Below are 25845 nucleotides of genomic sequence, written 5' to 3'. Positions count from 1 at the left end.
TCCTCCCTCAGGCGGCCGGCGCGATGCGGTAGACGCAGCGCCGGCCGCCGGTTGCGACATGCTCTATGCACTCGACCTGGACGTCCGGCCCGAGCGCCCGGGCCAGCAGGCGATGCTCGGGCTGGCCCAGCGCCGGGCAGGCCTGGACCGCCGCCGGGATCGGGTCGTGGTTCTCGACCAGAAGGAAGCCGCCCTGCCCGTCCGGGCGGGCCTCGGCCATCCGGCCTTCCGCCGCGCGCAGCCGCGCCAGCCCGCCGACCCGCTCCGCCAGGGAGGCCAAGCCCGCCAGTTCCGCCCGGTAGCGGTCCACCGCCAAATCGGCGCGGTGGCGCAGGATCTCGTCCAGGCCATGGCTGCCGAACACGCTGCGGATCCCCGCCAGCAGTTCCAGGGCGAGCCGCTCGTGGCGCTCGGGGAAGCGGCCCTGTGCGGCGTCCTCCACCCGCCAGTAGCGCCGCGGCCGGCCGACCCCCTCGCGGCGGTCCTCGAACGCGACCAGCCCCTCCTCCGCCAGCCGGTCCAGATGCTGGCGAACCGCCACCGGCGTGACCCCCAGCCGCCCGGCCAGCCCGGCCGCGGGCTGCGGGCCGCTCTGCTTCAGGGCGTGCAGCACCCGGTCGGCAGCGCGGGCGGGCAGCGGTTCGGCGGCGGGATTCATGGGCGGACCGGAGAATGGATTGGGATACAACATGCTTATTAAAAAGCTCATTTTTTGAAAAGATATATCTATTTAAAAAGATGGACGGGCGTGGGATCATGAGCGGAAGCGCGGGCTGGCCCTGGATCAGGAAAGCACGGGCAGGTGGGCGGGTCAGGCGGTCGGCCGTCCCTTCCCGCTGGCGCCGGCGCTGCCGGCCCGCAGCGCCGGGTCGGCCGCGTCAGCCCTTCGGCGCAGCACCACCCGGGGCGGCGGGCGCGCGGCAGATAGCGCCGCTGTTCACGGCCAGGATGGTCGAGGGGACAGGCTCAGGGGCGGGCCAAGTCGATCCAGACTGCCCGGGCGAGCTGACGTACCTGAACGAACTCGGCCCGGTCGCGCGGGACGCAATAGGCGCCGTGGCGGGGCTCGATCTCGCGATGGTGGAACTCGATGGCGCGGACCAGCCGCCGGTCCTGGAGGAAGGCGAACATCCAGTTCGGCTGGGCGATCGCTCTTGGCCCATCGGGCAGGTCGGGCGGCGCGCCCATCAGGCCGCCGGCGCGCAGCGCCTCGGCCAGGCTGGCCTGGTCCAGCTCGAACGGCTCGATCAGGCAGACCGTGTCCCAGGCAAAATCGGTCTCCGTCGCCAGGTCGACCCGGTGGTCGGCCAGCAGCCGCGCGCGCAGCCGCTCGGCGAATGCGTGGTCGCCCGGCGAGATCACGTCGCTGCGGTTGGGCACCTCGCCCCACAGCACTCCCATCCCCCAGTGCAGCATCGCCGCGCTGCTGACGAGGAACAGAACGGTCGCGGCCATCAGCCAGCGGAAGCGCTCGCGCCGGCCGGAGCCGACGGCGGATGAACGGGGTCGGCGCTCAGGTGCGACAGGAGCCATGGGAAGCCTCGGCGGACAGCAGGGCGACGGTCGCCACCGCGGCGGCTGGCATAGGCGGGCGCGCGTTCCGGCGAAAGACTTCCCCTGGCCGGAAACGGCGCGGCGGTGACCAACACTTACCCGGATACGGTCGAATCGATTGCATCCCGGTCGGCTTTCAAGGTAGTGTTTCACAGTCGTGGCGACTTGATGAGATTTTTGTCACATATTTGCTGGAAGATGCCGCGGGCCGACTTGCTCTAGGTGATTGTCGGCGCAGGCGGATCATGGCTGGGGGCGTGCCCGGCCCAGACGGATCACCGGGCGGCCCGGCGTCGAAATTTCCTGACGAAACAAGGGGGCGGGCGGGTTTTCCGGCCATGCGGCCGGCGCGGCTCCCTCCGGCAAATCCCAGGTGCAGCATTGTCATGGCGACGGGCGGCGACTGGCCCGGACCGGATCATCCCACCTAATCGCCGCGACGATATTGTTCACTTTCTCCGCATCCTGAGTTACCTGTTAATCCACCAGAGCGGGAACACGCTCGGTGAGCTCAGGTATCGGGAACTCTGCGTCCGAATTGACCGAGTGGGAGATGCAAAATGAGTCAGGCGCTCCAAGAACATCGCCGCCGTTTGTCCGAGCGGGGCATGAAGCGGGTCGAGGTCTGCGTCCGTGAAACAGATGTCAGTCTTATCCGCCGGGTAGCGAAGGCGCTCATCAACGACGACAAGACTGCCAAGGGACTTCGCTCGGCCATCGACAACGTCGTTCCAAATCGGACGCCCCTCACCTTCAAGGAATGGCTCCTCGCCTCGCCCAGCGAGATGGACGAGACGCCGATCCGGGAGAGGCCGCGCGGCTTCTGAGGGATCCTTCCCTGTTGAGACGGCCGGGACCGTTCCCCCCCGCGGGGACGGTCCTGGCCAGTCCCTGCCGACACCGCTAACCGTTCCCCCACCACACGACCATCCAGGGGGGAACGACCATGGACACCAGCTTCCAGACACTCAGCCAGGGCGCCCTGCAGGAACTCGGCGAGCTGTTCGCCCGCCTGCCGGAGCAGGCCGCCGACGAGCTGATCGACGCGCTGATCGCCGCCCGCACCAGCGCCCTGCACGGACTTGGCCGCGAGGGCCTGCAGATGCGCGGCTTCGCCATGCGCCTGTTCCACATGGGCCGGCCCGTCCACGTGGTCGGCGACATGACCGTGCCGCCCCTGGGCCAGGGCGACCTCTTGTTCGTCTCGATCGGGCCGGGCAAGCTGCGCACCACCGAGACCCTGATGCAGATCGCCCGCGACGCCGGGGCCAGGGTGGCGCTGATCACCGCCCAGCCGGACGGACCCGCAGCGAAATTGGCCGACATCGTCGTCCACCTGCCCGCCCAGACCATGGCCAACGACCAGGGCGCCACCGGCTCGGTGCTGCCGATGGGCTCGCTGTTCGAGACCGCGCAGATGCTGTTCTTCGAGTTCGTGATCCTGAAGATGCGCGCGCGGGTCGGCGAGACGGCGGAGACGATGCGCGCCCGCCACACCAACCTGGAGTAAACAAAGTCCCGGCGCGGCTCGCGGAAAGGGACAGAAACTTGTCCTTTTCCGCGATCAAAATGCCGGGCACGCCCCGAACGGGAACGACCTGTCGGAGACTATGAAGGTCGTGATCCGGACCACGACCTGGACTTATCGGCTTGGGATCGGCAATGGACCGATCTTATCCGCCCGGACCGGACCCGGTGCAAGTCGGCGCGCGGATCAAATCTCCGTCCACGCATCATGGTAGGCAAAGTTGCCGGAAGCCTCAGGCGGCGGGCGCTTCCACGGCGCGCATCTCCTGGCGGAACCGGGCGGCCCGCTCGACATAGACCCGCGCCCCCTGGCGCATCCGCTCGCGATCGGCCTCGCCGAGCTCGCGGGCCACCTTGCCCGGCGCGCCCAGCACTAGGCTGCCGCCCGGCATCTGCTTGTTCTCGCCGACCAGCGCCTTGGCGCCCACCAGCGTTCCGGCGCCGACCTCCGCCCCGTTCAGCACCACCGCGCACATCCCGATCAGGGCGCCGTCGCCGATGGTGCAGCCGTGCAGCATCGCGAGGTGGCCGACCGTCACGTCCTTGCCGATGGTGAGCGGATAGCCCGGGTCGGTGTGCAGGACGCAGTTCTCCTGCACGTTGGAGCCCTCGCCCACCGTGATGGTCTCGTTGTCGCCGCGCAGCACCGCGCCGAACCAGACCGAGGCACCCTTCTCTACCACCACCTTGCCGATCAGCACGGCGCTGGGCGCCACCCAGGCCTCGGGGTGCACCTGTGGAACATGGTCGCCAAGGGCGTAGAGCATCGGGACAACCTCCGGTCGCGTGGATCCTGCGGCCCGGGATAGAGCGATCCCGGCGGCAGGGAAACCTCGCCGGCGACCGGGCCCGGCGGCTTTCAGTGCTTGAACGGCCTCAGCCCCTGGCCAGCAGCGGCGGGCCGACCACCGAGAAGCCCATCCGGGCGAAGCGCTGGTTCAGCCGGTCCGGATCCGGCGGGCCCTCCTTCAGCACCTCGACCAGCTCCAGGAAGAACTGCTCGCCGTCCAGCGCCGGCGTGAGCGTGAACAGGAGCCGGCCGGGCGTGGTGCCGATATTGGCGAAGCCGTGCGGGGTGCCGCGCGGGACCACCGCCACGTCGCCCGCCCCCACCCGCCATTCCTGGCCGTCCACATGCAGGAGGTAGCTGCCCTCCAGGAAGTAGAAGCACTCGTCCTGTCCGGCATGAACATGGATCGGCGGCCCGCCGCCCGGCCGGGTCACCTCCTCGAACATGCAGGTGGTCCCGCCGCTGGCGGCGGCGGGGATCAGCACGTTGATGTCGATCCCGATCTCGGGCAGGGGGATCAGCTGCACGTCCAGCCCGTGGCGGACGAACGGCGGGACAGGGCTCATCGAGTTCTCCGGGAGGGCGCAGGGAGAGATCCCATTACCGTCCCTCTAGCAACGGCAGGCGCCGACGGCCTGTGATCTGGATCACAGACCGGCCGGCACACCCGCACTCTTAGAGCTTGCGCTCGTCTTAGAGCTTGCGCTCGATGGCGCCTTCCACCGAGCCGACCACGCCGCCGATGCCGGACTTCGAGGTCTGCCCCTCCTGGGCGCCGGAATCCGGCCGGGCCGGAGCCAGGCTCGGCACGCCGCCCAGCGGCTCGGACACCGCGGCGGAGAACTCGCCCTTGCCGTCCATGGAGGGACCCGACGACCAGCGACCCTGCGGGATCGAGCCGTCCGTCATGTGGCCCAGATAGACATAGGAGAACTCGGTGTTCTCCTTTTCCTGCGGGAAGCTGTTCGGGATCGGCAGCGTCGCGGCGCCGCCCAGTTCCTCGATGGCGGCCAGCCACTGCTGCTGGTGCATGGTGTCGCGCGCGATCATGAAGGACAGCATGTCCTTCATGCCCGGATCGTCGGTCATGTTGTAGAGGCGCACTGCCAGGGCGCGGCCGGACGATTCGGCGGTGACGTTGGCGTGCATGTCGGCGGCGATGTTGCCCGACGCATAGATGTGCGAGCAGTCGAACGGCACGCCGTTGCTGTCCACCGGCATGGCGGCCAGGCCGGACGACAGGATGTGCCGCAGGTTCATGCCGTTCAGCACCGAGCCGGCAACCGGGTTCGCGGAGACCTCCTCCTGGAGCGACAGCGGCGCCTTCTCCAGGTTCAGCGCCACCGCCGTCGCCAGCATCTCGATATGGCCGATCTCCTCGGTGCCGGTGTTCAGCAGCATGTCGCGATACTTGGAGGGGCCGCGCGCGCCCCAGGCCTGGAACATGTACTGCAGGCAGACGCGGATCTCGCCCTCGATGCCGCCGATCGCCTGCTGAAGGGCCTTGGCGAAGACGGGGTTGGGCCGCTCGACGCGGACCGGATACTGCAGCTTTCCGTCGGCATAGAACATGGGGGTCATCCTCTTGCAGGGCACACGCACGTACATCCGCAGCGTGCTGCCCCGTAACCCGCCCCCCCAGAACGGGTTCCAGTCCAATCAAGCAAAATCGGACATTCATGCCGGTCAGGGAACGTCGCCTGTAGAAACGGCTTGCACAGTTCGGCTGCTGCACATTCGATTTAGAGTAATTAAAATTTGTTTACTCGGTTTTCGCCGAAGATGATGGAACCGGTCATCTTCCAGGCTCCTTCTGGCGTCACAACATCGGCAGATCAGGAGAACGCCATGGATTCGGCTCCTCATATCCGCTCGATCTTCATCACCGGCCTGCGCAATGCGCATGCGCTGGAGAACCAGGCCCTGTCGATCATGAACCGCCAACTGGAGCGCCTGGAGAGCTATCCCGACGTCGCAGCGCGGCTGCAGGCGCATGTCGAGGAAACCAACGGCCAGATCGACCGGCTGAGAACCGTCCTGGAATCGCTCGACGAATCGCCCTCCGCCATGAAGGACATGGGCGCATCCTTCATGGGCAGCATGGCGTCCCTGACGCACAGCGTGGCCGGCGACGAGATCCTGAAGAACTCGTTCGCCAACTTCGCGTTCGAGAACTACGAGGCGGCCAGCTACCGCTCGCTGATCGCCATGGCCAAGAAGGGCGGCTTCCAGAGCGCGATTCCGCTGCTGGAGGCGTCGTTGAGCGAGGAGGAGGCCATGGCCGCCTGGCTGGACCAGCACCTCCCGGCTGTCACCGAGCGCTACCTGCAGCTTTCCGGCGCCGGCGCCCAGGCCAGCCACTGACGGCCGACCGAACGGCCCCTTCCCACCTATTCGGAGAGCCAACCCGATGGCAGCCAAAGAAAAGACCCTCGAGGACGCCTTCCACGAGACGCTGAAGGACGTCTTCTACGCGGAGAAGCAATCGGTGCGCGCGCTGGGCAAGGCGGCCAAGAGCGCGCAGGCGGACGAACTGAGAAAGCTGTTCGAGCTGCATCGCGAGGAGAGCAGCAACCAGGTCGAGCGCCTGACCCAGATCTTCGAGATCCTGGGCAAGCCGGCCCGCGGCAAGACCTGCGAGGCCGCCCAGGGCCTGACCGCCGAGATGGACGACGACCTGGAGGAGTTCGGCAGCGGGCCCGCCGGCGATGCCGTCCTGATCGGCTGCGCCCAGGCGCTCGAGCACTACGAGATCGCGCGCTACGGCACCCTGAAGTCCTGGGCGACCCAGCTGGGTCTGCAGGACGCCGCCAAGCTCCTGGACGAGACCCTGGAGGAGGAGAAGAGGACCGACGACCTGCTCTCGCAGGTCGCCGAGCAGATCGCCAATCCCAAGGGCAGCGGCGAGGCAGCCGGGAAAGCCGCGAAGGGTTGAGCGGCCCGGCGGGTCGAGCATTTCCGAGAAAGGACCCGAGCCGCCAAGCCCCGTAGCCCGGATTGCTCACTTGCCTGGAGGGTCCTGGTCCAGCTGCCTGCGGGTGCCTGGGCCGCCCTCCAGCGCAAGCCGGTCAGGCCGCGAAAAGCTCGACCGGCGTCTCGAATCCCTTGAGCTGGTAGGCCCGCGCCTCCCGCTCCGCCAGTTCCGGCCCGGCGCCGTCGCGCACTGCCCGGGTCACCAGGATCTGCCCGGCCCCGGCCACCGACTGCACCCGCGAGGCGGTGTTCACCACCGTGCCGATCGCGGTGAGATCGCGATGGGAGCGGCCGAATTCGCCAAAGCTGACCTGGCCCGTGGCAATGCCGATCCCGACCCCAAGCTGATCCCCCTGCGACCCGAACGCCCGCACCAGGTCCGCGCGCCTGGCGTGGCAGCGCCGATGGATCTCGCGCGCCGCCAGCACCGCCTGGCGAACATGGTCGGGCTGCTGGATCGGGAAGTTGAAGATCGCCATGATCGCGTCGCCGATGGTCTTGTTGAGCAGCCCGTCGAAGTCCCAGATGGCGCTGGCGCACTCGTCGTAGAACGTGTCGAGCAGGCCGGAGACGGCATCGTCGGGCAGCGACTGGGACAGGGTCGTGTAGCCGCGCAGGTCGGCGAACAGCACGGTCGCGTCGATGGAGATCTTGCGGGCGCGCATGACCCGCGTGAACATCAGCTCGCAGATCGTGCAGGTGTTGGGGTTCATCCGGCTCGGCCGGATCCCCACCATGCGGAACGGCAGCGAAAGAACCCCGTGCAGCGGCACCGGCACCCGCATCTGCTGCCAGCAGCCCTTGCAGATCCTCGCCCGCTGCGTCGTCATCGGAAGTGCTGTTCCAGTGGCCAAGGCCCGCATGGTCATCGCGGCCAGCCCGCGTCCCAGGCCGTTTGCCCGCCTGAATCCTGCGCGCAATCACCAACCAAGGCAAGATGATCCCTGGGCGGCGTCCGAAGCGGGTTTTCCGGGTTGTCGCGCACCCGCACAAGGTCTGCCGCGGCGGCCGGATGTGACCGGGCCGCGATGCCGTGCATCCGCGAGATGTCTCGCCGTCCTGTCCAGATGAGGACGATGATGATCAACGTTTACATCTGGGTGCGATCCGCTGCTAATGCCGGGCTTATTGCGATCCCTATCCGGACAGCCCCGGATCAACCCGGGATCGGGCGGAACGCGACGCCACAAGCGCGGATCAGGATCGGGAACGACCATGGATTTCAGCAGGCGCAAGACCTTGTTTTCGGCGCTGCCCGGCGTGGCGCTGGCGGCCGGCGGCATCACCGCCGGCGATATGCTCACCAGCGGCAGCGCGGCCGCCGCGCTGACCGACCACCCGGGCATCCTGGCCGGGCTGCGGCAGTTCCTGGAACTGCCGGGCGGCAAGAGCTACCAGATCGATGTCGGCGATCACGGCAAGATCTTCCGCACCTCCTACAAGGGCAGCCAGGTCCGCTTCGTCGGCAGCGCGGTGAAGACCTTCATCCTGCTGAAATACCTGCAGGACGTGGAGGAAGGCCGGCTGGACGAATCCGCACAGATCACCATCGACGACAGCGTGCGGAGCCTGAGCAGCACCGTGATGGTCAACATGACCGGAACGACCACGGCCCGCTCGGTGCTGGAGGCGATGATCAGCCACAGCGACAACACCGCCACCGACGCGGCGCTTGCCCAGGTCGGGCCGGACCGGGTGCGCGCGATGATCCGCTCGATCGGGCTGCGCAACACCGTGATCCCGGATTCGACCCGGCGGCTGTTCTCCTACCTGGCCGGCGCCCCGGCCGGGGTCGACAAAGGCTGGAAGGGCATGGAGTTGATCGAGGCGGGCCAACTGTTCGGCGAGCCGCGCGACCCGATCAACCCGGTCGAGAGCATGCTCAGCACCTGCAACGAGTTCGTCTCCTACTACACGAAGGCGCTCAAGGGCCGCTATTTCCAGCAGGCTACCACCCTGACCGAGTTCAAGCGGATCCAGGCGATGGCCGATGCGATCGCCCTGGTCGTTCCGCCCGACCTCGCCGCCTACGCCAAGGGCGGCAGCATCGACTGGAACAACTTCCATGCGCTGTGCGTGCCTGGGCAGATGATCCTGCCGCCGGCCCGCCGCGGTCAGCCGAAGACACCGGTGACGTTCTGCTTCGTGGTCAACTGGGAAGGCCCGGATTCCACCATCCCCGCAGTGATGGAAAAGTTCGCCGGCTCGATCCAGAAGACGCTGGCGGAGGTCGAACGCTCGTTCGGCTGAGCGGCGGCCGGTCGGTTGTGGTGGAACGGGAGCACGCCTGACCTGCCACGACCGATCTGGCCTGCGCTGCCTCCCTCGCCCGGCCCATAGCTCCTTCCCCCGCGGCCCGCGAAGCGGTAGCGACGCATCCGATCTCGGAGGCGTCGACGAAACGTGGTTGAAGGTGAACGGGCCCGGCTGGGGCCCAGGGCCGTGGCGGAACTGCTGCGCGACCCGGCGGTGCGGCGCCTGTGGGCGGCCGGCGCCGTCATCCAGTGCGGGCGCTGGCTGGACATCCTGGCGTTCGGGGTGCTGGTGCTGGAATGGACCGCCTCGCCGCTCGCGGTGACCGCGATCCTGTTCACCCGGATGCTGCCGCTCCTGTTCTTCGGCAGCGTCGCCGGCACCCTGGCCGACCGGGTCGACCGCCAGCGCATGCTGGCGGCGAGCCTGGTGCTGGTCTGCGCCTGCTACGGGCTGGGCGCCTGGTGGAGCCTGGACGGGGAGCCGCACCTGCCGGTGGCCTTCCTCCTGTCGGTGGTGGGCGGGCTGTTCTGGTCGGCGGAACTGCCGATGCGGCGGGGCCTGCTGGCCGAGATCGCCGGCATGGAGCGGGTGGGCGTCAGCATGGGGCTGGAACTGCTCACCGCCAACGTCACCCGGATGGTGGGCCCGGCGGTGGGCGGCGCGCTGGTGGCGCTCTTGGGCTTTTCCGGGGTGCTCCTGGCGGGCCTGGTCCTGCACGGGCTGGCGCTACTCGCGATCCTCGGGCTGCGCCCGCCGGGCCCGTCCGTGCCCAAGGCGGCCGGGCCGGTGCGGATCCTGGCGCCCTTGCAGGAGGGCTGGCGCCATGTCCGCGCCACGCCGGTGCTGATCGGCACGGTGGTGGTCACCGCCGCGATCAATCTCTGGGGCTTTCCCTATGTCTCGCTGGTCCCGGTGATCGCGCATGAGGTGATGGGGCTGGGCCCGGTCGGCACCGGGCTCCTGGTCGCGACCGAGGGGATCGGCGCGTTCGTGGCCTCGATCTTCATCACCGTGGCCGCCCCGCCCGGCTGGTTCCGGCGGATCTACAGCCTGGGCACGCTCCTGTTCCTGGTGGCGGTGGTGCTGTTCGGCCTGTCGACCTCGCCGCTGGTGGCCGCCCTGTTCCTGATCATGGCCGGGGTGGGCATGGCCGGGTTCAACACCATGCAGATCGTGCTGATGCTGCAGGGCGCCGACCCGCTGCTGCGCGGCCGGGCGCTGGGCATCCTGGTGGGGGCCATGGGCCTCGCCCCGTTCGGCTTCCTGCAGTTCGGCCTGGCGGCCAGCTGGCTTGGCGCCAGCGCCGCGGTGGTGCTGGTGGCCTCGGTGGGCCTGCTGGCGGTGCTGGCCTGCGTGCTCGTCTGGCCGACGCTCATGCGCAGCGGCGCGGTGAGCGCGCCTATCAGGTCAGCGTGTCCGGCAGCTCCGCCTCCCGCTGCGCGATGAACGCGTCCAGGGCCTCGACGATGCCCTGGTCGATCGGCGGCGGCTCGAACGCGGCCAGCTTCTTCATCGCCGCGTCGATGCCGCGCTGCTGCGCCGACTTCTCGCCCTCCAGCGACCACTGCTCGAAGCTGTTGTTGTCCATCAGCTCGGGCATGAAGAAGGCGCTCTGGAAGTTCGCCTGGGTATGCTCGGTGCCCAGGAAATGGCCGCCCGGGCCGACATCCCGGATGCTGGCGATCGCCTCGTCGAAGTCGCCGAACTGCGGCCCCTGGGCGAACTTGTAGAGCATCTCCATCTGCTCGGCATCCAGCGCGAACTTGGCGAGCGAGGCGCACAACCCCGCCTCGGTCCAGCCGGCGGTGTGCATCACCAGGTTCGCCCCGGCCAGCATGATCGGCATCATGTTGAAGGCGCTTTCGTAGCCGGCCTGGGCGTCGGTGACCTTGGAGCCGGTCAGCATGCCCGAGGAGCGGAACGGCACCCCGTACTTGCGGGCGAGCTGGCCGATCATCAGGTTCATCAGCGCCAGCTCGGACGTGCCGGCCATGGGCGCGCCGGACTTCATCGAGACCGCCGCCAGGAAATGGCCGTAGACCATCGGGCAGCCCGGGCGGAGCAGCTGCGAGAAGGCCAGGGCCGAGATCGCCTCGGCGTTCAGCTCGGCCACGGTGGCGGTGGCCGAGGCCGGGGTGTTGGCGCCGGCCAGCGTGAACGGCGCGCAGATCACCGGCTGCCCGGCGCGGGCGTAGACCTTGAGCGCGCCCAGCATGGTTTCGTCCCAGACCAGGGGCGAGTTGCAGTTGGCCAGCGACACCATCACCGGGTTGTCCGGCAGGAAGTCCTGGCCGAACAGGATCCTGGCCATGTCGACCGCGTCCTGGGCGCGTTCCGGGGCGGTGACCGGGCCCATGAAGGACTTATCACTGTTCGTGATGAGCGAGCGGACGATGTGCAGGTGGCGCTTGGAGACCGGGATGTCGGTGGGCTCGCAGATCACCAGGCCGGTGTTGTGAATCGCCGGGCTCATATAGGCCAGGCGGTGGAAGCGCTGCAGGTCGTCCATGGTGCCATAGCGGCGGACGTCGTCCTCCATCCGCACGAACGGCGAGCCGTAGGTCGGCAGGAAGATCATGCTGTCGCCGCCGACCGTGACCGACCTCTCGGGGTTGCGGGCGGCAAGCGTGAACTCGCCCGGGACCTTGGCCAGGAGCTCCATCAGGAGCTGGCGGGGGATGTGGACCCGCTCGCCCTGCACGTCGGCGCCGGCCTCCTTCCACAAGGCCAGCGCCTCGGCATCGCGGAAATCGATGCCGATCTCCTCCAGGATCTGGCAGGAGGCGTCGTGGATCATCTCCAGCCCCTCCGCATTCAGCACCTCGTAGAGGGGGATCTGCCGCTTGAGCGCCGGCAGGCTCGTGACCCGCATCGACGTCCGCTCGGCACGCCTGGCTCCACGACCGCCCCGCCTGCCTTCAGCCACCATCACCACGACCCCGCCTCCCTCGACGACGACGAACGAACTGCCGGAGCCTAGAGCAGGCGTCCGGGCTTGGCTTGTCCTGCTTGCGCCAGCCAGTTGAGCCACCCCGACAAGAACCGCGCAAGAAAAGGCCGGGCGACGATGGATGGACTTGCCGACCAACCGCTGAGCGGCCCATGGAACGGGCCGGATGCAGGTTTGCGGAGTGCGGCATGGGCACCTCTCGGGTGGTGATCGTCGGCGGCGGTGTGATGGGCTGCGCGGTGGCGGCGTCGCTGCGCCAGGCAGCCCCGGAGCGGGAGGTCGTGGTGGTGGAGCGCGACGCCACCTACCGGCAGGCCTCCTCGGCCCTGTCCGCCTCCTCGATCCGCCGGCAGTTCTCCCAGCCGGTCAACATGGCGATCGGCGCCTATGGCTATGCCTTCCTGAAGGACGCCGCCCGGCATCTCGCGGTGGACGGCGAGATGCCGGACATCGGCCTGCGCGACGGCGGCTACCTGTTCCTCGCACCCGAGGCGGCCGCCCCGGCGATGCGCGAGGTCCACGAACTGCAGCGGGCGCAGGGCGCCGAGGTGGCGCTGCTGGACCCGGCGGAGCTTCAGGTGCGCTTTCCCTGGCTGTCCACCGAGGGCATCGCCCTGGCCTCGCTCGGCCTGAGCGGCGAGGGCTGGTTCGACGGCTACGGCCTGCTCCAGGCGTTCCGCAAGCGGGCAATCGCCGACGGGGCCAGGTTCGTCGCCGGCGAGGCCGCCGGGTTCGAGCGCAGCGGGGCGCGGGTGCTGGCGGTCCGCCTGGCCGACGGCACCCGGATCGAGGCGCAGGAAATCGTGGTCGCCGCCGGGCCCTGGTCCGGCAAGGTCGGCGCGATGCTCGACATCGACATCCCCGTGCGCGCCAGGCGCCGCTCGGTGTTCGTGCTGGACACGCCCGATCCCTTGGAGCCCTGCCCGCTCCTGATCGATCCGTCCGGGTTCTGGCTGCGCCCGGAGGGACGCTTCTATCTTTCGGGCATGTCGCCTTTGGCCGGGGAGGACGACCCGGACGACCTGCCGCTCGAGGTCGCCCACGATTCCTTCGAGGAGAAGCTGTGGCCGGCTCTGGCCGGGCGCGTCCCCAGCCTGGAGCGGCTGAAGGTCGCCAGCTCCTGGGCCGGCTACTACGAGATGAACACCGTGGACCAGAACGGCCTGGTCGGCACCTGGCCCGGGCTGGACAATCTCTTCCTCGCCACCGGCTTTTCCGGGCACGGCATCCAGCAGGCCCCGGCGGTGGGACGGGGCCTGGCCGAACTGATGCTGACCGGGGCCTACCGGAGCCTGAACTTGAGCGACCTCTCGCCCCGGCGCCTGGCGGAAGGACGGCCCCTGGTGGAACGGGCCGTGATCTGAGGCTCGGGCGACCTAGATGAAGGGGTGACGCGCGATCATCCAAGGGAGGCAACCGATGGACGGCCAGCCGCACGGCGACCAGGAGCCGAAGCTCGACCGGATCCTGGAGACGGTCCTCTATGTCGACGACCTGGACGCCGCGCAGCGCTTCTATGGCGAGGTGCTGGGGCTGGAGCTGGACAGCCGCAAGGACGGGATCTTCGTGTTCTTCCGCTTGGGCGACGGGATGCTCCTGCTGTTCCGCGCCGAGGCGGTGCGGGCCGGCACCAGCGTGCCGGCCCATGGCGCCGAGGGGCCCGGCCATGCCTGCTTCGCCATGCCCGAGGCGGCGCTGGATCGCTGGAAGGCGCGGCTGGAGCGCTTCGGCGTCGCCATCGAGCACGAGCAGGCCTGGCCGCGCGGCAGCCGGTCCTTCTATTTCCGCGACCCGGCCGGCAACAGCCTGGAGATCGCCAGCCCGCGGATCTGGGGGATGGCCGAGGCCCGTGGCTGAAATGCAACAGACGGCCGGAACCCGCTTGTTCACAAGCTGTGGACAAGTGAACAAGCCGCCTGATCGGCCGATCAACTCCGATCAGGCGGATCAGGGAGTGGCGCCTTTTTGGAAAGCGGCGCCATGCAGATAGGCCTGCCGCTGGATGGCCAGGCCGACGCCGTCCAGCTGGGCTTTGCCGGGGACTTCGCCTGCGCCTGGTGCCGGCTGGCCTGGCACCGCCTGCGCCTGGTGGCGGCCGGGCGGCGGATCGGGCTGTGCTGGCTGCCGTTCCAGATCGACCCGACCCTGCCGACGGGGGGCGCGCCCTACCGTGCCTGGCTGGTCCGCCGCCATGGCGGCGGTGCTGCGGCCGAGGCCGGCCTGCAGCGGATCCGCGCCGCGGCGGCGGCCGAGCGGCTGGTTTTCGACCTGGCGGCGATCCGGGTGCAGCCCCATACCGGCGCCGCCCACCGTCTGGTCGCCGCGGCGGCAAGGAGCGGCCGGGGCGCGCAGGCGGTCGACCGCCTGTTCCAGGCGTTCTTCACCCAGGGGCGCGACATCGGCGACCCGGCCGAGCTGGACCGGATCGCCCGGGAGCTGGGCGTGCGCCGCCATGGCGGCGAGCTGCCGACCATCCCGCTGGCGGTCTCGGCGGTGGGGGCGGTGCCGGTGATCCTGAATGCAAGCGGTGACGCCCTGGTCGGCTGCCAGCCGATCGAGAGCATCGCGATGTTCGCCGAGCTGGCGCTGTGCCGGCCCGCCCCTGCTTCCGGCGCCGCCTCAGCGGCAGCGCCGCTGCGCGCCCCGGCTCAGGGGGTCCAGGCCTCGTAGTCGCCGGTGGCGTGGTCGCGCTGGCCGCGGCCGCGCTCGCTGCCGGGCGGCACATAGGCGAACGGCGTGCCGGTCAGGTTCGGCTCGTGCGGCTTTTCCCAGGACTTCACCTTGAGCGGCGCCACGGTCGGCGGGTGCTCGAACCTCTTGTGCAGCCAGCCGCTCCAGCCGGCCGGCACCAGGGTCGGCTCCGGCTCGATGCCGTCCGGGTAGACCACCCAGCGCCGCTCGGCCCGCCAGCCGCCGGTGGCACCCTTGGCCGGGGCCTGGCGGAAGTAGCGGTTGCCCACGTCGTCGGTGCCGACCTCCACGCCGTGGAGACGGGTGAACAGCCAGGTGCCCAGGGCGTTGAAGCTCAGCCACTTCAGCAAGGTCGCACTCCGCGAGAAATCCGAACCACCCGGATGGACGATTTCCGTCCGGGCCGCTATCGCCGCGACATGTGCTTGCGACGGCGCCGAATGTCCAGCGCCGCGACCGGCCGCGCCCGGCCGGCACCCCTTCCCCGACCGGACGCACATGCGCCCGGCCTGGGGCAAACCCACGCAGGGCGCGCAGAAAAATGCCCACAGAGGATCGTGTTCCTGGGGATTGAGGGCTGTTATTGAGATCTGCTGATCGCGATCAATCCTGATTCTCCCATCAGCCGCGGCCAAATCAGCCTCTTCGCGCCGCAGCATCAATCGCGCTTTGTCAGCGACTCAAGCACACCAGATATCGTTGCCGGACGGGCCGAAATGCCCTATATCTAGTTCTCGGGCGTCGTTCACGGCGATCCGGCGGCCAATAGCCGCCGCCTGCCCCGTCCGAACGTGGCGGGAAAGCGACGGATTGACGGGGATATCGCGCTAGACGCAAATTTCCTGTGGATGACTTAGAACCGCCGATTGAGACGCGCCGGAGACGGTCGTAGCATCGACAGACGATCAAGAGACATTGAGCACGATCAGCGGCGACTGATGGCACCCGTCCAGGGTGCTCAGTCGGTGCGATGGTGCATGCCTTGTGGATAAGTTCTGATAAGATCGGGCTTCCCACGGGAACGGACAGAGAACATCTTCGCCAGCAGGCGAGCATCACGAGACCGGGAGAACGGGACATGCGGATCGAGCGTTCATTCACCGAGGCTGGCCAGGACCCTTACGCCCGGATCGAATGGCGTTCCGCGGTGTCGGAGATCCGCAACCCGGACGGCTCGGTGGTGTTCCGCCTGGACGACGCGGAAGTGCCGGCTTCCTGGTCGCAGGTGGCGGTCGACGTGCTGGCCCAGAAATATTTCCGCAAGGCCGGCGTGCCGACCCGGCTGGTCGCCGCCAAGGAGAAGGGCGTCCCGGCCTGGCTGCAGCGCCACGTCCCCGACCCGGCCGCCGCCGACCTGCCCGCCCATGAGCGCACCACCGGCGAGCACTCCGCCAAGCAGGTGTTCGACCGCCTGGCCGGCACCTGGACCTATTGGGGCTGGAAGGGCGGCTATTTCGACACGGAGGAGGACGCCCGTACCTTCTTCGACGAGCTGCGCTTCATGCTGGCCAGCCAGATGGCCGCCCCCAACTCGCCGCAATGGTTCAACACCGGCCTGCACTGGGCCTATGGCATCGACGGCCCGGCCCAGGGGCATTTCTGGGTCGACCACAAGAGCGGCGCGGTATCCGCCTCCTCCTCCGCCTATGAGCGGCCGCAGCCGCATGCCTGCTTCATCCAGTCGATCAACGACGACCTGGTGAACGAGGGCGGCATCATGGATCTGTGGATCCGCGAGGCGCGCCTGTTCAAGTACGGGTCTGGCACCGGCACCAATTTCTCGCGCCTGCGCGGCCTGAACGAGCCCCTGTCCGGCGGCGGCAAGTCGTCCGGCCTGATGAGCTTCCTCAAGATCGGCGACCGGGCGGCCGGCGCGATCAAGTCCGGCGGCACCACGCGGCGCGCCGCCAAGATGGTCACGGTCGACGTCGACCATCCCGACATCGAAGAATACGTGATGTGGAAGGTGGTGGAGGAGCAGAAGGTCGCCGCGCTGGTCGCCGGCTCGATCCTGCTGCGCCAGCACGTCCAGCACATCCTCAACGCCTGCCACGACGCTTCCTTCGAGGGCAAGGACCGCTTCGACCCGCTGCAGAACCCGGCGCTGCGCAAGGCGGTCCGCGAGGCCAAGAAGGCCAACCTGCCGCCGGGCGCCATGCAGCAGGCGATCCTGTTCGCCCGCCAGGGTTTTCGCGAGATCGAGGTCCCGACCTACCAGGCCGACTGGGACAGCGAGGCCTATGTCACCGTGTCGGGCCAGAACTCCAACAACTCGGTGCGGGTCTCCGACGAGTTCATCGGCAAGGTGCAGACCGGCGGCGAGTGGCAGCTCACCCGGCGCACCGACGGCAAGGTCAAGAAGACCATCCAGGCCAAGGACCTGTGGGACAAGATCAGCCTGGCCGCCTGGGCCTCGGCCGATCCGGGCATCCAGTACGACACCACCATCAACGACTGGCACACCTGCCCGGCATCCGGGCGCATCAACGCGTCCAATCCCTGCTCCGAGTACATGTTCCTGGACGACACCGCCTGCAACCTGGCGTCCTTGAACCTGATGACCTTCAAGAAGCCGGACGCCAGCTTCGACGTGAAGGGCTTCCGCCACGCCGTGCGCCTGTGGACGATCGTCCTCGAGATCTCGGTGATGATGGCGCAGTTCCCCTCGAAGACCATCGCCGAACTGTCCTGGAAGTTCCGCACGCTGGGCTTAGGGTTCGCCAATCTGGGCGGCCTGCTCATGGCGTCCGGCTACTCCTATGACAGCGCGGAAGGCCGGGCCCTTTGCGGGGCGATCACCGCGCTGATGACCGGCGAGGCCTATGCGGTCTCCGCCGAGATGGCGGCGCAGCAGGGGCCCTTCCCGGGCTTCCCGGAGAACCGCGACGCGACCCTGCGCGTCCTGCGCAACCACCGCAACGCCGCCTGGTCCAAGGCGGAGGGCTACGAGGAGTTGCACACCCGCCCGGTGCCGCTGGATGCCGGGCACTGCCCGCAGCCCTCGATCGTCACCGCGGCCCGCGAGGCCTGGGACCGGGCGGTCGAGACCGCGACGGCTGCCGGCGTGCGCAATGCCCAGGTGTCGGTGATCGCCCCCACCGGCACGATCGGCCTGGTGATGGACTGCGACACCACCGGGATCGAGCCGGACTTCGCGCTCGTGAAGTTCAAGAAGCTGGCCGGCGGCGGCTACTTCAAGATCATCAACCGGATGGCGCCGGAAGCCTTGAAGACGCTGGGCTACACGCCTGAGCAGATCGAGGACATCATCCGCTATGCGGTGGGCCACGGCACGCTCAAAGGTGCGCCCGGGATCAACCATGACAGCCTGAAGGCGCGGGGATTCACCGCCGACGTGCTGGCGAAGATCGAGCAGGCGCTGCCCGCGGCGTTCGACATCCGCTACGTGTTCAACAAGTTCACGCTGGGCGAGGCCTTCTGCAAGGAGGTGCTGAAGCTCACCGACGAACAGCTGAACGACTTCAAGTTCGACATGTTCAAGGCGCTGGGCTTCAACCGCGACGAGGTCGAGGCGGCCAACACCTATGTGTGCGGCTCGATGACCGTCGAGGGCGCCCCGCACCTGGACGACAAGCACCTCTCGGTGTTCGACTGCGCCAACCCGTGCGGGCGCAAGGGCAAGCGCTACCTGTCCACCGAGAGCCACATCAAGATGATGGCCGCCGCCCAGCCCTTCATCTCGGGCGCCATCTCCAAGACCATCAACATGCCGGCCACCGCCACGGTGGACGACTGCTCGGAGGCCTATTTCCTGGGCTGGCGTCTGGGGATCAAGGCGCTGGCGCTCTACCGCGACGGCTCGAAGCTGTCCCAGCCGCTGAACTCGATCGCGCTGGACGATGTCGGCGAGGACGAGGAGGAGGCCCAGCCCACCCCGCAGCGGGTGGTCAACGTGGTCGAGAAGATCGTCGAGCGGCACATGGCCGGGCGCAAGAAGCTCCCCACCCGGCGCAAGGGCTACACCCAGAAGGCGGTGGTCGGCGGGCACAAGCTGTATCTGCGCACCGGCGAGTACGAAGACGGCAAGCTCGGCGAGATCTTCATCGACATGCACAAGGAGGGTGCTGCCTTCCGCTCGCTGATGAACAGCTTCGCCATCGCGGTCTCGATCGGCTTGCAGTACGGCGTGCCGCTGGAAGAACTGGTGGAGGCGTTCAGCTTCACCCGGTTCGATCCGTCCGGCCCGGTCCAGGGCAACGACACCATCAAGATGGCGACCTCGGTCCTGGACTATATCTTCCGCGAGCTGGCGATCTCGTATCTGGACCGCACCGACCTGGCCTCGGTCGACCCGGCTGATCTGCGCCACGACGCGATCGGCAAGGGCACCAAGGAGGGCGAGCTGGTCGACGACGAGGAGGAGGTCAAGAAGTACGCCAGCGTCGGCTTCGTGCGCGGCAACCTGCGCCTGTTCGCCGGCGGCAACGGCAACGGCAACGGCCACCACGCCCCGGCCAACACCGGCCTGGCCGAGGCCGCCCATGGCGACGTCGCGGTGATGGAGCGGCCGAAGGCGGCATCCGCCCCGGCGGCGGTCGACCCGGTCCAGAAGGCCAAGGCCGAGCGGATCCAGCAGGCGCAGATGGCGCGGCTGAAGGGGTACGAGGGTGATCCTTGCCCGTCCTGCGCGCACTTCACGCTGGTGCGGAACGGGACTTGCTTGAAGTGCGACACGTGCGGGTCGACGACGGGTTGCAGCTGATCCGTTGATCCTCGGGACCGGGAAGACCGCACTGTCCTGCGCAGTGCCGGCTTCCCAGTCCGCATCTATCTCAACGACCACGCGCCGCCGCACGTCCATGTCATCGGCGCGAGTGGCGAAACGAAGACCGCGCTCGGCAAAGGCGCTGTTGGAACGTTCCACCTGACGAACGTAGGGATGATCCGCTCGGAGGCGGCGACGACGCTGCGGCTGGTCGCCGAGAACATCGAGCTTTGCCGGGCATGCTGGAAGGAAATCCACGGATGACCGATGCGGAGCGTCATTATCGGCAGGCCGTCGCCGAGGGCCGACGGGCGGCCAAGGTCGAAGCCCGGGCCAAATCCGCCCGCTACGATCCGGAGACCCGGCAGTTGGTCCTGAAGCTGACGAGCGGCGCCAGCTTCGCTGTGCCGGTGCGCCTCGTGCAGGGCTTGGCCGACGCCGATCCGGCCGACTTGGAGCACATCGAGATCAGTCCTGGCGGCGAGGGAGTTCACTTCCCGGCCGTTGATGCGGATTTCAGCGTTGCGGGTCTGGTCAGCGGCCGCTTTGGCACGGAAGCCTGGATGCAGCGGGTGGCAAGCCATGTGTAGGATAACTTAACCGAGGCACAAGTAAAATCCCTGTATATGGTACTGAGCGAAAATTCATTAGATTGAATAAAATATCTAGAATCATTGGATAAATCGGCTTGGCAAATTTTCCCATATCGTCTTTGACGGTTCATCGAGGAAATTTCCTACAATGGTTCACTAGGCAGAAAATGAGCTGATATACATGCGAAAAAGCAATCCCTCTCATGTCTATGATTTATCCTATTCAGTGCATCCGTTCGTTTCCATTCAAGGAGACCAAGAACCGTTCTCTTTATTTCAACAATTTCACCAAGCCATTACTGTTCTGACAGCATGTGTTAACGGAGACACATCAATCACACTTGGAATTGCGAAGAATTCAGCATTAAACCTTCTTGCTAAGATAAGTGATACGCAACAAAGAATATTTTTTGACGAAGAACGAAAGTTTCGCGATCCTTTTCCAACAAAAGTTCATTCCTGGCAGATTCCCGGGATCCAAGATGCTGCAAGAAATTTCGAAGCGGTATTCAAAGCAGAACTTGAGAACCAAGCGATTTTTCAGATATCTCCTGTATCTATTTACGACACAGAAGCCATGGTGGAAAGGGCATCATGTTCACTAGCACCTGAAATATTAAAGCTAACACCACCAACAGTTAGATTTGAGATTGACCAGGCTGGAAAATGTTTGGCATTTGGATTATACACTGCTACAGGCTTCCATGTCTGTCGTGCTATCGAATTAGCTATGCATGAATACTATCGGTTTTATTCTGGCGGTAGTGAGCGACTGAAAACTTGGGGTGCCTATTTATCAAATTTGCACAGACTCTCCAACGAAGCAGATGAAGAAAAGTCTCCACACAAGTCGACTGTGGTTCTTCTTGAGCAAATTAAAGACGCATCTCGAAACCCGATCATTCATCCGAGAGTGAACGTGACTCAAACTGATGCATTATATCTGTTTGATATAGGAAAGGCGACCATATCTCGCATGGTGTATGACCTTGCTGAGAAACATTATTCGATGGCAGATGGTTACATGAATGATTCCTTTGTAGATCATGAAGATGATTTCGCTCGGTCCTTATAATACAGCAAAATTGCTTACTAAAAATAATGTTGGCCTCTTGTCATATTGAGGGATGCAACGGGCTCAGGTCTTCTTCCTTGCATCAAGCTGCGAAGCGATCATGAGCGAGCCCATCACCTCCTTCCTTCAGCTGCGATAGGGGGATGGGAACCCGGTTCGCATCTGGATTTGAACGTTCCAGCCCTGGTACAGTTCAGCGAAGCGGGGCGGCATGACCCTTCGGCTTTGTCGAATTGCTTTTGTCAACGGTGAGGCGCAAAGCCCTAACCAATGAATCTGACAGCAGGAAGCTTGGGGGAAGCCATGGGACAGATGGAACAGTACCAGGCGGGACCGGTCGGGATGCTGCCCAACAGCCGCTTCCCGCTGCTGGTCCATCGTGCCGGGATCCCGGGCGGCGGGGTGGACGCGGTCAAGGCGAGGTTTCGGGAGCATGGCTGGCTCAACAACTGGAGCTATCCCGGCATCTACACCTACCCGCATTTCCACTCGACCACCCATGAATGCCTGGGCTGTGCTGCGGGGTGGATGGAGGTGGAGCTGTTCGGCCGGGGCGGGACGAAAGTGCGGATCGAGGCGGGCGACGTGATCGTCATGCCGGCCGGCGTCTCGCACCAGATGACCGGGTCGAGCCCCGACATCCTGATGGTGGGGGGATATCCGGACGGCCGCGACTGGGACAACATGCAGGAGGAACAGATCACCGAGGAGGAGCGCCGGGCGGCGGCGAAGCGGATCATGATGCTGCCGATCCCGGCCCGCGACCCGGTGACCGGCCTGCCGATGCAGCCATGGATCGACGCCCCCTCCTCGGTCGACGCCGGCCTCAACGATTTTCGCGACGGGCTGGACGCGCGGTGACGGCCGGCGCGGGGGCTTGAAGGCTGGGGGGCGGGCCTGGCTTTCTTGCGCCCATCCGCCACCACCGGCATGCATCGTCGGCGCCGGCTACTGGCGCAAGGGCAGGAAGATCCATGGGCAGGTCCGGCCGATACACCGATGACCTGGGCGAGATGGACAGCGTCGGCGGGCAGGTGGCGGACTTCCTGCCAGGCCCGGCGGAGCTCGCGCGCCGTGGCAGCACCGTGAAGGTGACGCTTGGGCTCAGCCCGCGCAGCCTCGATTTCTTCAAGCGCGAGGCGGCCAGGCACCGCGTCCCCTACCAGCGCATGATCCGCGAACTGGTGGACGCCGATGCCCGGCAGCAGATGGGCGAGGAGCCGAAGCGGGGATGAGCGCCGCCGCTTGCCGCTGCCTCGGGCGATCCTCACCTCGACGGCCGTGTTGCCCCGGGTCGCCCCTGCATCAGGGCAGGCTGCGGCGGGGCGGCGCCGGGGTGGCAGCGCCGCCCTGCCCGCGTCAGGCGACGGTCAGGCCGACATCGACATTGTTGCGGGTGGCATTCGAATAGGGGCAGACCTGATGGGCCTTGTGCACCAGCGCCTCGGCGGCCGCCCGCTCGATGCCCGGCAGGGTGACGGTCAGGTCGGCGGTGATGCCGAAGCCGCCGGCAGCCCGCGGGCCGATCCCGACCTTGGCGGTGACGGTGGCGTCGTCCGGCACCCGGACCTTGTCCTGGCCGGCCACGAATTTCAACGCACCCAGGAAGCAGGCGGCATAGCCCGCCGCGAACAGCTGCTCGGGATTGTTGCCGGCACCGCCCGCACCGCCGAGCTCCTTCGGGGTAGTCAGCTTCACCTCCAGCGCGCCGTCCCCGGTGCGGGCGCGGCCGTCGCGGCCGCCGGTGGCGGTTGCCTGGGTGGTGTACTTCACGTCCACGGACATCTGCATTTCCTCCGGCCTGGGAGCAGCACGCTCCCGCGGATTAACATCGCGTCCAATTCAATAGCGCGCAACTTAATCGCCTGCAAGCGGGGTTTGTGCTAGGAAGCCGGCATGCACCCTGGCGAGCGAGAAGCCCGATGACCGACACCCCCGCCTGCCTGCGGCTCGAGGACAATCTGTGCTTCGCGATCTATGCCGCGAACCACGCGTTCACCGCCGCCTACAAGCCGCTGCTGGAGCCCTTGGGCCTCACCTACCCGCAATATCTGGTGCTGCTGGTCCTGTGGGAGCGGGACGATCTGGCGGTGAAGGAGATCGGCCTGCGCCTGCACCTGGATTCCGGCACGCTGACGCCGCTGCTCAAGCGCATGGAGATCGCCGGCCTGGTGCGCCGGGCGCGGGATGCGCAGGACGAGCGGCAGGTGCGGATCCGGCTGACCGAGGAGGGTCGCGCCCTGCAGGCCCGGGCGCAGGCGAACCACGACACCCTTGCCTGCATCCTGGGCGGGGCGGAACAGGAACTGGCGGCCCTGCGCGCCAGCCTGGCCGCCATCACCGACCGGCTGCGCGGGCGGGCCGGTGCTACCGGGGCAAGCTGACCTGCTAGGAAGGAGCTTCCATGCTGCTGCTCTACGAACACCCGCTCTCCTCCTATGCCCAGAAGGTCAAGATCGCCCTGCGCGAGAAGAACCTGCCCTTCCGCGCGGAACTGCCGGCGACCTTCGGCACCGGCCAGGCGGATGGCCCGCTCGCCGCCGCCAACCCACGCGCCGAGGTGCCGGTGCTGATCGACGGCGAGCTGCGGATCTTCGAATCCACCGTGATCCTGGAATATCTGGAGGAGCGCTGGCCGGAACCGCCGCTCCTGCCGGACGACCCGGCGGCGCGGGCGGCGGCGCGGATGACCGAGGATGTCTGCGACACGCAGTATGACGCGGTGAACTGGGGCTTTGGCGAGATCCTGTGGTTCCGCCGCGCCCAAGGCGAGCTTGCCGATCATCTGCGCGCCCAGGCGGCCCGGCAGACCCGGGTGCTGCAGGACTGGCTGGAAGCACGGCTGGGGGAGGCCGAGTTCTTCGGCGGCGAGCGCTTTGGCTGGGCCGATGCGGCCGCGGCGCCGATGGTCAACCGCTCGGCTCATTACGGGCTCGGCCCGAAACCTGGCAGTCCCCTGGCGCGCTGGCATGCCCGGGTGGCGGAGCGCGCTTCGGTCGCCGCCACCTTCGCCGAGTTCGACCTGGCGGCAGCGCAGATGACGGCTGCCGCCGAGCTCCTGACCACCGGCGGGCGGCGCCGGGAATATCGCGACCACCGGCTGGAATGGATGGTGAAGTCCGGCGGGATCGAGGTGGTGCGGGCGGGCCTGCGCGCCGGCAACATCCGCTTCCCCTGGCCGGACGGGTCGGAGCCGGGCGGAAAGAGCTCCTGATCCTCCGGCTGGCGCCCGATCCTGCTCAGCTGGCGAACGCCATGCGCCGGAAGCCCGCCAGCTCGCTGTAATGGATCAGGAACACGTTGTTGGTGGCCGCCAGCGCCCGGGCGGCCCGGGTATAGGTCTGGTTGGAGACCACGCAGGCGGCATGGGCGCGATAATACTGCCGGGCGGCGGCGACCTCCTGGACCGCCTTGTTGCCGACCGGAGCGGAATGGTACTTGCACTGGAACACCACCGCCTTGCCCATGTGCTCGGCGATGATGTCCGCCCCCTGGTCGCCGCTGGCCGAGGTCGGCCGGGCGCGCCAGTCGAGCTTGCGCAGTTGCTCCATGCAGTACTGCTCGAAATCGGTGCCGGACAGCTTGCGCGCCGGCTTGAGCGAGCCCAGCGCCTGGGTCTTCTTCTGCCGGGCCGCCTCGTCGAGCAGGGCCAGGGCGAAGGCGTGGAACTGGCTCTCGAAGAACGCCCGCTGCCGAGGTTTCAGCTGCGGCACCACCACCTTGCGCACGAACCGGTCCAGATGCGCATGCCAGCGATCCGTGTCCTCCACGCCATAGTCGTCGGCCTGCACCAGCCGGGCGCGGTTCAGGGCGAGCTTGTCGGCGTGCTGCAGGAATGCGGTCCGAATCGCCGCAAGACAGACCCGGCGCCAGCGCTGCCTCCGATAGACGCGCAGCGACAGGCGCAGGACCAGCGGAAGCATCAGCAAGACCAGGAGCGCCAGCCACTCCAGGAAGGCGAAAGTCACCAACTGTTGACGCCGCAGGAGATCTTCCAGAAGGCCCGCCATCATCGGCAGCAGGATGGGCGCCAGCAGGATCTTCCTGAGAATGACTGGAAACGGAGCGGGGACCTTGGCGACGGGCGCGGCCCGGCGCGGCCGCCCGACCGGCGGTTTTCGAGGTTTTCGGGCCACCGCCCTTCGAGCGTTCAGTGCAGATATGGCCACAACACACTGATGCCCAAGGACTTTGGATGGAGCCGCGCAACCCTTACCCTAGAGCATCCATCCCCGCGCGGCTAGATATGAATATACTCTGCCCGCTGTTCCCGCCGGCTAGCCCCGGGCGGGCTGCCGACGGCTGCCCTGGAAAGGCAGCGGCCGGCCGGACGCCGCCACCCCGCCCGCCAGCAGGCCGGCGCTCTTGTCGAGCATGACCTGCCGGACCTGGCTGACCAGCCCGCCCACCGCGAGATAGCCCTCGAACAGGCAGGCAGAGCCTGGGCGGAGGCGGAGCTGGCCGGACGCCGCGATCCGGCGGTTCTGCGGGTCGAGGCAGGCAGTGCCGTTCTGAAAGCCGCCCTGGTCGTCCACCAGCAGCCGGCAGCGCAGCGGCACGGCGCTGCCGGTTCGGCCGGGCGCCGCCGCAGCGACGCTCCAGCTGCCGGCGCCATCGGCCTGGCTGCAGGCATGAGCGCCGGCCAGCGGCCAGGCCAGCATCGCCGCCAGGATCACAAGGGGAAGATGACGCACCGGCCGGGCTCCATGG

The 25845-nt window shown here is 67.4% G+C and carries 29 protein-coding genes; 17 read left to right on the top strand and 12 right to left on the bottom strand.

Annotation, left to right across the window (positions count from 1 at the left end; genetic code table 11):
• Positions 1-7 precede the first annotated feature (7 nt).
• Both GEMRO_RS0121850 and GEMRO_RS0121845 read right to left on the bottom strand, forming a co-directional pair.
• The gene (locus GEMRO_RS0121850) at positions 8-658 is read right to left on the bottom strand and encodes a helix-turn-helix transcriptional regulator (RefSeq protein ID WP_027135711.1); all 651 of its coding nucleotides are present in this window, start codon (positions 656-658) and stop codon (positions 8-10) included.
• 308 nt (positions 659-966) lie between these two features.
• Positions 967-1455 carry a hypothetical protein gene (locus GEMRO_RS0121845; protein WP_027135710.1) on the bottom strand — a complete coding sequence of 163 codons (489 nt, stop codon included), beginning with the start codon at positions 1453-1455 and terminating at the stop codon, positions 967-969.
• 659 nt (positions 1456-2114) lie between these two features.
• Between GEMRO_RS0121845 and GEMRO_RS31125 the strand changes: the two genes are divergently transcribed.
• Both GEMRO_RS31125 and GEMRO_RS0121835 read left to right on the top strand, forming a co-directional pair.
• On the top strand, positions 2115-2381 hold the full coding sequence (locus GEMRO_RS31125) for a hypothetical protein (RefSeq protein ID WP_035485801.1): 267 nt from the start codon (positions 2115-2117) through the stop codon (positions 2379-2381).
• A 119-nt stretch (positions 2382-2500) separates the two neighbouring features.
• Positions 2501-3064: an SIS domain-containing protein gene (locus tag GEMRO_RS0121835; RefSeq protein ID WP_027135709.1), complete on the top strand. Its 564-nt coding sequence runs from the start codon at positions 2501-2503 to the stop codon at positions 3062-3064.
• A 250-nt stretch (positions 3065-3314) separates the two neighbouring features.
• On the opposite strand, the gene GEMRO_RS0121830 is transcribed toward GEMRO_RS0121835, so the two are convergent.
• The 3 genes from GEMRO_RS0121830 to GEMRO_RS0121820 all read right to left on the bottom strand — a co-directional run bounded on the left by GEMRO_RS0121830 (position 3315) and on the right by GEMRO_RS0121820 (position 5443).
• Positions 3315-3848: a gamma carbonic anhydrase family protein gene (locus GEMRO_RS0121830; RefSeq protein WP_027135708.1), complete on the bottom strand. Its 534-nt coding sequence runs from the start codon at positions 3846-3848 to the stop codon at positions 3315-3317.
• A 109-nt stretch (positions 3849-3957) separates the two neighbouring features.
• Positions 3958-4437, bottom strand: coding sequence for a cupin domain-containing protein (locus GEMRO_RS0121825; protein ID WP_051329338.1), 480 nt, complete (start codon positions 4435-4437; stop codon positions 3958-3960).
• A gap of 127 nt (positions 4438-4564) precedes the next feature.
• On the bottom strand, positions 4565-5443 hold the full coding sequence (locus tag GEMRO_RS0121820; RefSeq protein ID WP_027135706.1) for a manganese catalase family protein: 879 nt from the start codon (positions 5441-5443) through the stop codon (positions 4565-4567).
• 276 nt (positions 5444-5719) lie between these two features.
• On the opposite strand from GEMRO_RS0121820, the gene GEMRO_RS0121815 reads away from it, so the two are divergent.
• Positions 5720-6235, top strand: a complete 516-nt coding sequence (locus tag GEMRO_RS0121815) for a ferritin-like domain-containing protein (protein WP_027135705.1) — start codon at positions 5720-5722, stop codon at positions 6233-6235.
• A 46-nt stretch (positions 6236-6281) separates the two neighbouring features.
• Entirely contained in the window at positions 6282-6806 is a 525-nt protein-coding gene (locus tag GEMRO_RS0121810; RefSeq protein ID WP_027135704.1) for a YciE/YciF ferroxidase family protein, read from the top strand.
• Between the two features lie 133 nt (positions 6807-6939).
• Here the strand turns inward: GEMRO_RS0121810 and GEMRO_RS0121805 are convergent, their stop codons facing one another.
• Positions 6940-7674 carry an adenylate/guanylate cyclase domain-containing protein gene (locus tag GEMRO_RS0121805; protein ID WP_035485798.1) on the bottom strand — a complete coding sequence of 245 codons (735 nt, stop codon included), beginning with the start codon at positions 7672-7674 and terminating at the stop codon, positions 6940-6942.
• A gap of 35 nt (positions 7675-7709) precedes the next feature.
• Entirely contained in the window at positions 7710-7931 is a 222-nt protein-coding gene (locus tag GEMRO_RS34430; RefSeq protein ID WP_157505692.1) for a hypothetical protein, read from the bottom strand.
• A gap of 128 nt (positions 7932-8059) precedes the next feature.
• Here GEMRO_RS34430 and GEMRO_RS0121800 point away from each other — a divergent pair, with 128 nt between their 5' ends.
• Together GEMRO_RS0121800 and GEMRO_RS0121795 are read left to right on the top strand one after the other, a co-directional pair.
• Positions 8060-9094: a serine hydrolase gene (locus tag GEMRO_RS0121800; protein WP_027135702.1), complete on the top strand. Its 1035-nt coding sequence runs from the start codon at positions 8060-8062 to the stop codon at positions 9092-9094.
• Positions 9095-9247: 153 nt separating this feature from the next.
• Positions 9248-10546 carry an MFS transporter gene (locus GEMRO_RS0121795; RefSeq protein WP_169728430.1) on the top strand — a complete coding sequence of 433 codons (1299 nt, stop codon included), beginning with the start codon at positions 9248-9250 and terminating at the stop codon, positions 10544-10546.
• Here GEMRO_RS0121795 and GEMRO_RS0121790 read toward each other — a convergent pair.
• A complete protein-coding gene (locus tag GEMRO_RS0121790; RefSeq protein ID WP_240476731.1) occupies positions 10503-11972 on the bottom strand; it encodes a trimethylamine methyltransferase family protein in 1470 nt (489 codons plus the stop codon). The genes GEMRO_RS0121795 and GEMRO_RS0121790 overlap by 44 nt on opposite strands.
• Positions 11973-12238: 266 nt before the next feature.
• Here GEMRO_RS0121790 and GEMRO_RS0121785 point away from each other — a divergent pair, with 266 nt between their 5' ends.
• The 3 genes from GEMRO_RS0121785 (at position 12239) to GEMRO_RS32960 (ending at position 14720) form a co-directional block, all read left to right on the top strand.
• On the top strand, positions 12239-13414 hold the full coding sequence (locus GEMRO_RS0121785; protein WP_027135699.1) for an NAD(P)/FAD-dependent oxidoreductase: 1176 nt from the start codon (positions 12239-12241) through the stop codon (positions 13412-13414).
• Positions 13415-13469: 55 nt separating this feature from the next.
• Positions 13470-13907 carry a VOC family protein gene (locus GEMRO_RS0121780; RefSeq protein ID WP_051329337.1) on the top strand — a complete coding sequence of 146 codons (438 nt, stop codon included), beginning with the start codon at positions 13470-13472 and terminating at the stop codon, positions 13905-13907.
• Between the two features lie 123 nt (positions 13908-14030).
• Positions 14031-14720 (top strand): DsbA family oxidoreductase, encoded by a 690-nt coding sequence (locus GEMRO_RS32960; protein ID WP_157505691.1) that lies wholly within the window; start codon positions 14031-14033, stop codon positions 14718-14720.
• Here the strand turns inward: GEMRO_RS32960 and GEMRO_RS0121770 are convergent.
• On the bottom strand, positions 14699-15091 hold the full coding sequence (locus GEMRO_RS0121770; protein WP_027135697.1) for an NADH:ubiquinone oxidoreductase subunit NDUFA12: 393 nt from the start codon (positions 15089-15091) through the stop codon (positions 14699-14701). The two genes, GEMRO_RS32960 and GEMRO_RS0121770, sit on opposite strands and share 22 nt — an antisense overlap.
• A gap of 728 nt (positions 15092-15819) precedes the next feature.
• On the opposite strand from GEMRO_RS0121770, the gene GEMRO_RS0121765 reads away from it, so the two are divergent.
• The 6 genes from GEMRO_RS0121765 to GEMRO_RS0121745 all read left to right on the top strand — a co-directional run bounded on the left by GEMRO_RS0121765 (position 15820) and on the right by GEMRO_RS0121745 (position 22370).
• Positions 15820-19464, top strand: a complete 3645-nt coding sequence (locus GEMRO_RS0121765) for a vitamin B12-dependent ribonucleotide reductase (RefSeq protein WP_027135696.1) — start codon at positions 15820-15822, stop codon at positions 19462-19464.
• A gap of 36 nt (positions 19465-19500) precedes the next feature.
• Positions 19501-19731, top strand: coding sequence for a DUF4160 domain-containing protein (locus GEMRO_RS33700; RefSeq protein WP_084507846.1), 231 nt, complete (start codon positions 19501-19503; stop codon positions 19729-19731).
• The gene (locus tag GEMRO_RS0121755; protein ID WP_027135695.1) at positions 19728-20057 is read left to right on the top strand and encodes a DUF2442 domain-containing protein; all 330 of its coding nucleotides are present in this window, start codon (positions 19728-19730) and stop codon (positions 20055-20057) included. The genes GEMRO_RS33700 and GEMRO_RS0121755 overlap by 4 nt, the downstream gene beginning before the upstream one ends.
• A 184-nt stretch (positions 20058-20241) precedes the next feature.
• Positions 20242-21135, top strand: coding sequence for a hypothetical protein (locus GEMRO_RS34425; protein WP_157505690.1), 894 nt, complete (start codon positions 20242-20244; stop codon positions 21133-21135).
• A gap of 303 nt (positions 21136-21438) precedes the next feature.
• Positions 21439-21996 (top strand): cupin domain-containing protein, encoded by a 558-nt coding sequence (locus GEMRO_RS0121750; protein ID WP_035485795.1) that lies wholly within the window; start codon positions 21439-21441, stop codon positions 21994-21996.
• A gap of 113 nt (positions 21997-22109) precedes the next feature.
• Positions 22110-22370, top strand: a complete 261-nt coding sequence (locus GEMRO_RS0121745; protein WP_027135693.1) for a hypothetical protein — start codon at positions 22110-22112, stop codon at positions 22368-22370.
• Positions 22371-22494: 124 nt separating this feature from the next.
• On the opposite strand, the gene GEMRO_RS0121740 is transcribed toward GEMRO_RS0121745, so the two are convergent.
• Complete coding sequence (locus GEMRO_RS0121740; protein WP_027135692.1) at positions 22495-22920, bottom strand: organic hydroperoxide resistance protein; 426 nt, start codon at positions 22918-22920, stop codon at positions 22495-22497.
• Positions 22921-23057: 137 nt separating this feature from the next.
• Between GEMRO_RS0121740 and GEMRO_RS0121735 the strand changes: the two genes are divergently transcribed.
• Complete coding sequence (locus GEMRO_RS0121735) at positions 23058-23519, top strand: MarR family winged helix-turn-helix transcriptional regulator (protein WP_027135691.1); 462 nt, start codon at positions 23058-23060, stop codon at positions 23517-23519.
• Between the two features lie 20 nt (positions 23520-23539).
• Positions 23540-24349, top strand: a complete 810-nt coding sequence (locus GEMRO_RS0121730; protein ID WP_027135690.1) for a glutathione S-transferase family protein — start codon at positions 23540-23542, stop codon at positions 24347-24349.
• A gap of 25 nt (positions 24350-24374) precedes the next feature.
• On the opposite strand, the gene GEMRO_RS32955 is transcribed toward GEMRO_RS0121730, so the two are convergent.
• Positions 24375-25103 carry a restriction endonuclease gene (locus tag GEMRO_RS32955; RefSeq protein WP_240476835.1) on the bottom strand — a complete coding sequence of 243 codons (729 nt, stop codon included), beginning with the start codon at positions 25101-25103 and terminating at the stop codon, positions 24375-24377.
• A gap of 309 nt (positions 25104-25412) precedes the next feature.
• A complete protein-coding gene (locus tag GEMRO_RS0121720) occupies positions 25413-25829 on the bottom strand; it encodes a hypothetical protein (RefSeq protein WP_157505689.1) in 417 nt (138 codons plus the stop codon).
• Positions 25830-25845 lie beyond the last annotated feature (16 nt).

The organism is Geminicoccus roseus DSM 18922, from assembly GCF_000427665.1.
Taxonomy (GTDB): Bacteria; Pseudomonadota; Alphaproteobacteria; order Geminicoccales; family Geminicoccaceae; genus Geminicoccus; species Geminicoccus roseus.
The sequence above is the reverse complement of the archived record's forward strand: the minus strand, read 5'-3'. Positions and strand labels throughout refer to the sequence as shown.